Below are 4,259 nucleotides of genomic sequence, written 5' to 3'. Positions count from 1 at the left end.
CGGCGGGTACGGCGGAGGCGTTGCGCGAGGCTGCCAACAGATGTCCTTCCGAGGGCTCGCGGCGGACTGACTACACGCACGCCAGACAACCTCGCAACGTGAGCAGCGGAGCGGGTCGTCAAAGGGCAGCGCAAAGGGGCAGTGTAGCCGAACGGCACACGCCTGGCAACTTCGCTCTCGCTGCATGCTCCACGTTGGTCGCAGCATCGCCCGTTCGAGCGAATCCGTCAAGCCCGCAAGCCCGACTTTTCGCCGACTATGGGCCCGGACGCTGGGTTTTCTCCCCTGTGTGATCGGACGCCTACCGTCAGGCCCAAGACGATACCCGCGAACGGGGACGGTTAACGCTCCGTCACACCGAGGGTCGAACCCATGCCGACAACCGGTGTAGCTGTGACTGAGATACCCATGACGAAGGCTTCGCTAAACCTGTTTTTTGGTAACAATTGAAGTAAGCGGCGCGCCGATGGGTCACGCCGCGCCCAAGAGCGTCGAGAGATCGGCCACCAGCCAGCGAGAATCTTGCCGGATCATGACGAACCTGGCCCGGTTCTTGCTCACGAGTTGCTGAGGCTCGGCCTTCCCGGCGATCTCCTTGACCGTACCCGTGTTCACGAAGAGCAGAACCTCTACCCGGTCGACGTCCGCCTGCTCGACCGCGGCGGCGACCACGGTGGCCGTCTGCACCATCTTCTGCGCCTTGGCCTTCGGGACGAGCGTGGCCGACAGGTCCTTGTAGTGCTGGGTGAGCCGGCCCGTGGTGTACCCGCCCGCCCTGGCAAGGTCCCGCTCGATCGTGCGGTAGTCGTAGGAGAGCAGGCCGGGCGCGACTGCCCGGGCCGCGGCCATGGCCTCGGCCCCCGCGTCCTGCGCCTGGCCCATGGCCCGCAGGTCCAGCCCCAGGAACAGGCCCACCCCGGCCAGGGCCGCCACGACGACGCCGAGCAGCGTGATCCCCACCCACCTCACTCGACCTGCACCGCCTTCGACACCAGCCAGACGCCGCCGACCTTGGTCACGTCCATGGCCCACCGGTAGAACCGCTCCTGCGCCGGGGTCTTGGAGCCGTCCCAGCGGATGTCCACGTCGGCCACCACCAGCACCTGCGCGCTCGTCTCCGCCTGGGAGACCATCCCGGACGCGCGGAGCACGCCGTACTGGATCACCTTGTTGGCGACCGTGGTCTCCTTGAGCCTGCCCGCGTTGGCCTCGTACGCCGATCTCGCCCCGCCGGTGGACGTGGCGAGGATGCGCCGCATGTCGGCGTCGATGGTCTTGTAGTTGAGCGACAGCAGGCTCACCGCGTGGTTCCCCGCCGCGCGCAGGGCCGCGTCGCGGTCGTCCGCCCTGGCCTGCGCGTCGCGGTCCTTCAGGTACGCCCACACCACCCCCGCCGCGAGCACCACGGCGAGGACGACGAGCATGGTGACCGGGATGCGAGAGGGTCGAGCATGCTCCGCCACGTGTGCTCCCCCTTCCGCCCGCCGGATCATAACCCGCGAGCTCTGCTCGCATGCCCGGAATGACGGGAGACGGCAGCTCGGCGGACCCGCGGTCTAGCTGACGCCGTTGAGATGGGCGTTGACCAGGCGGGGGTACTCCTCCAGCCAGTTGCGCCCGCGCTCGTCCACGAACGAGCCCTGCGGCGGGATGACCCCGTTGGCCGCCAGCCAGGTGCCGGGCGCCTGCTGGGTGCGGCGGATCCGGTTGCCGGTCGGCATGAGCTGCGGTGGGATCGGCGGCAGCACGCCGGAGTCGTGGCCGAGCTGGGCCTCGGCCTCCAGCTCGGAGACGTCCTTCTCCTCGGACATCCCGATCGGGCCGTGCCTCCTGGCGTTCAGGAACTGCCGCACCACGGGCTCGTCGCTCGACAGCAGCATCTCGCGGGGGCCGAACATGACCAGCTCCCGCCTGAACAGCATGCCGATGTCGTCGGGGACCGTGCGGGCGGTGTTGATGTCGTGCGTGACGATCAGGAACGTCGCCTCGGTCTCGGCGTTGATATCGACGATGAGCTGGTTGAGGAGGGCGGTCCTGACCGGGTCGAGCCCGGAGTCGGGCTCGTCGAACAGGATGATCTCCGGGTCGAGTACCAGCGCCCTGGCGAGCCCGGCCCGCTTGCGCATGCCGCCGGAGATCTCACCCGGCAGCTTGGCCTCGTCGCCGGTCAGGCCGACCAGCTCCATCTTCTCCATGACGATCTCGCGGATCCGGGACTCGCTCTTCCTGGTGTGCTCGCGCAGCGGGAAGGCGACGTTGTCGTACAGGCTCAGCGAGCCGAACAGGGCGCCGTCCTGGAACAGCACGCCGAACAGGCGGCGCAGTTCGTAGAGCTTGTTCTCGCCGCAGTTGGCGAGGTCGTGGCCGTCGATCCAGATGTGCCCGCGATCGGGCCTGAGCAGGCCGACCAGCGTCTTCAGGAACACGGACTTGCCGGTGCCCGAGGGGCCGAGCAGCACCGAGATCTCGCCCGCGGGCAGGGTCAGCGAGACGTCCTCCCAGATGACCTGTCGGCCGAACGACTTGGTCAGCCCGTCGACCACGACCTCGACGCCCACCGGTCACCTTCCCTCGTCGCGGAGTGCACTCAGGAGACAACGTGCTGCCATCACGGTAGCGGTGATCGAAGGAATTGGAACGCATTCCAATAACTTGTTACTGCGCGGTTATGGGACGTCCGGCCCGGTGAGCGCACGCAGGCAGGGGCGCAGCAACCGGGCGATCTCCTCCGGCGGCACGTCGCGGAGCTCGTCCAGTTCCAGCAGTTGGTGCCCGACCGTGACACCGAGCATGATCGTCGTCATCAGGGCGGCCCGCAGCCGGGCGTCCTCACCGGACATCGATGCGCCGATCTGCGCGATCTGCCCGCTCAGGGTGGCCCGCGCGGACGCGGCGGCATCCGGGTGGGTCAGCATGGACCGCATCATCGCCAGGGACGCCTGGGGCAGCTCCCCGAGCTTCATCCCGAGCGAGGCCAGCACCTGCTCGACCAGTTCCTCGGGGCCGAGCCCTGCCACCGGCGCGGGCGCCACCCGCACGGCCGCGCTGAAGAGTTCCTGCTTGCTGCCGAAGTACTGCATCACCAACGCGGGATCGACCCCGGCCGCCTGCGCGACGGCCCTGATCGTGGTGCGCTCGAAGCCGCGCTCGGCGAACAGCTCGCGGGCCGCGTCGAGGATGCGCCGCTCGGTTCTGCGGCGGCGTTCCGCCCGCGGGAGCTCACTCACAGCGCCGACTCTACATCCGTTGACCGACGGCCTCTTTTCGCTCTACGCTCGTTGACTCAACGCCCGTTGAGGAATTGAGGTTCGCATGTCCCACGCCGAGATCGTCACCAGGTACCACGCCGCGATGCGGCACAAGTCGCCCGACGAACTGGCCGACCTGTACGGCGAGGACGGCCTGCACGAGTTCCCCTTCGGCGGCCTGCCGCCGTTCAAGGGGCGCGAGGAGGTCCGCGCGGGCTACACCGCCATGTGGGGCGCGATGGTCGCGGAGGTCAGCGAGATCCGCGACGTGGTGATGCGCCAGACCACCGACCCGGAGGTGGTGGTCACTGAGCACGAGACGGTCGTCACGGTCGGCGGGCAGGTCCTCACCGTGCCCGGCCTGCTGATCCTGCGCATCCGGGACGGGCTGATCGTCCACACGAGGGACTACATGGACACGAGCGCGATCACGAAGGTCCGTGCAGCCTGAGCAGCTCCCAGGTCAGTGGGTCAGGTCGTACACGGTGACGCCGGCGACGGTGGCGGCGGTGAACGAGCTCCCCACCCAGGACGCGATCCTGGCCGCCTCGTCGCTCCCGCCACTGACGCCACTGACGCCACTACCGCCGGTGCCTCCACTGGCTCCCGTGCCGCCGCCGGTGCCGCGGCCGCCTCCCATGCCGGCCCCGATGAAGTAGTGGATCTTCTTCTCGGCCACGTACCGCTGGAACTGCTCCAGCGTCGGCGCGGGGTCGGTGCCGTTGAAGCCGCCCACCGCCATCACCGGCGAGCCGGTGGCGAGCTGGTAGCCGGCCGCGTTGTTGGACCCGACGGTCGCCGCCACCCACGTGTAGCCGGACGCGCCGCCCTCCAGCAACGCGGTCAGCTCCGCCCCGGGCGTCCCGGCTTCCAGCAGCCTGCCCATACCACCAGGCCGCCCGCCCGTCCCCCGGAGACCACCGTCGGCGCCCGGGCCCCGCACGCCACCAGGCTGCCGGAAGCCGTCGGGCGGCCGCCTGAACGCGCCCCGTTGGAACGCGCCGCCGGGCC

The 4,259-nt window shown here is 69.4% G+C and carries 5 protein-coding genes and 1 pseudogene; 1 reads left to right on the top strand and 5 read right to left on the bottom strand.

Annotation, left to right across the window (positions count from 1 at the left end; translation table 11 throughout):
- Positions 1-471: 471 nt before the first annotated feature.
- From ABZ297_RS46325 to ABZ297_RS46310, 4 genes are all read right to left on the bottom strand, one after another.
- On the bottom strand, positions 472-960 hold the full coding sequence (locus ABZ297_RS46325; RefSeq protein ID WP_355360858.1) for a hypothetical protein: 489 nt from the start codon (positions 958-960) through the stop codon (positions 472-474).
- Positions 961-965: 5 nt separating this feature from the next.
- Complete coding sequence (locus ABZ297_RS46320) at positions 966-1,463, bottom strand: hypothetical protein (RefSeq protein ID WP_355360855.1); 498 nt, start codon at positions 1,461-1,463, stop codon at positions 966-968.
- Positions 1,464-1,556: 93 nt separating this feature from the next.
- Entirely contained in the window at positions 1,557-2,558 is a 1,002-nt protein-coding gene (locus ABZ297_RS46315) for an ABC transporter ATP-binding protein (protein ID WP_355360852.1), read from the bottom strand.
- A 108-nt stretch (positions 2,559-2,666) separates the two neighbouring features.
- Positions 2,667-3,227, bottom strand: a complete 561-nt coding sequence (locus ABZ297_RS46310) for a TetR family transcriptional regulator (RefSeq protein WP_355360849.1) — start codon at positions 3,225-3,227, stop codon at positions 2,667-2,669.
- Between the two features lie 85 nt (positions 3,228-3,312).
- On the opposite strand from ABZ297_RS46310, the gene ABZ297_RS46305 reads away from it, so the two are divergent.
- Positions 3,313-3,699, top strand: a complete 387-nt coding sequence (locus tag ABZ297_RS46305) for a nuclear transport factor 2 family protein (protein WP_355360846.1) — start codon at positions 3,313-3,315, stop codon at positions 3,697-3,699.
- A gap of 12 nt (positions 3,700-3,711) precedes the next feature.
- Here ABZ297_RS46305 and ABZ297_RS46300 read toward each other — a convergent pair.
- Positions 3,712-4,259, bottom strand: a pseudogene (locus ABZ297_RS46300) (hypothetical protein); the annotation flags it as partial.

This window comes from Nonomuraea sp. NPDC005983, from assembly GCF_040614375.1.
GTDB lineage: Bacteria > Actinomycetota > Actinomycetes > Streptosporangiales > Streptosporangiaceae > Nonomuraea.
Note: the sequence above shows the minus strand (reverse complement) of the source record. Positions and strands in the feature narration are given on the sequence as shown.